1 protein-coding gene is annotated in these 1,080 nt (G+C 70.3%); it reads right to left on the bottom strand.

Translation table 11 applies throughout. From position 1 onward, the window contains the following. Positions 1–133: 133 nt before the first annotated feature. Positions 134–1,080, bottom strand: a 947-nt coding sequence (locus tag G3N64_RS39140; RefSeq protein ID WP_205788900.1) for a PD-(D/E)XK nuclease family protein, incomplete at its 5' end; no start/stop codon positions are given.

Here is a 1,080-nt window from a genome sequence, read left to right on the forward strand (position 1 = left end):
TCGGCGCGGCGAGAGAGATCGCCGATGCGGCGTGCGAAACCTTCCGCGAGCGCGATGCCGAAATCGGCGGGTTCGGGCAACCGCGCGACGAGGCCGCCGGTGAATTCGAGCGTATCGTCCTGCGCGTTCATGTTCATGCGCGGCCCCCTTCCATCATTCGGTCGAGTGCGTCGACGAGCGCGCGCGCGGGCCGCCGCGCATGCACGCCGGCCGGCTCGCCGCCGCTGCGCCAGTCGGGCCGCACCCCGCGCACGAACAGGTACAGGTAGCCTGCGATATGCGTGTCGTAGTCGTAATCGGGCAGCCGCCCGCGCAGGTAGCGATGCAGTGCGACCGTGTAGAGCAGCGCCTGCAGGTGATACGCGTGATCGGCCATCGCGACGTCGAGCGCGCGCGGGCCGTAGGCGTCCGGCGTCGTGCCGAGATGGTTCGACTTCCAGTCGACGATCCAGAGGCGGCCGTCGTGTTCGACGATCATGTCGATGAAACCCTTGATGAAACCGGCGAGCATGCCCGCCTCCAGTGCAACGTCCGGGTAGCCGTGCGCGACCAGCAGCCGGCGCAGCGCCATCAGGTCGAGCGACGGCGCCGGGAACAGGAAACCCATTTCGTCGAGCCGTTTCGCGGGATCGAGATCGGCGAGCCGCATGCCCGGCACGAGTTCGGTGCGCACGACATCGTCGACCAGCTGCACCATCATCGCAGGCAGGCGCGTCGCGAGTTCGGGCTCGGCCTCGACCGGCCGGTCATGCAGTGCGCCGAGCGCGGCCCTGGGCCACGACTCGGGCTCCGTGAAGCGGCTGAGTTCGAACAGGCGGTGCAGGCACTCGCCGGCCGCCGCACCGCGCGGGAACACGAGGATGTCGTCGTCCGGCGGTTCGGGCGCGACCGCATCGGCCCATAGCCACTCGCCATCCGGCGCCACCGCGGCGAGCGCATCGTGATCGGGCCGCAGTTCGTCATCGGGCACGGCCGCGACGCCCGCCTCCTCGCGCGCCATCGACGCGGTCAGCGAACTGAAGCTGGCCATCCGCCACGCATCGCGCAGCACGCGCGTCGCATGACGCGCCGCGAGCGTCT

Origin of the sequence: Burkholderia sp. Ac-20344, assembly GCF_017104975.1 — a bacterium.
Classification (GTDB): Bacteria; Pseudomonadota; Gammaproteobacteria; order Burkholderiales; family Burkholderiaceae; genus Burkholderia.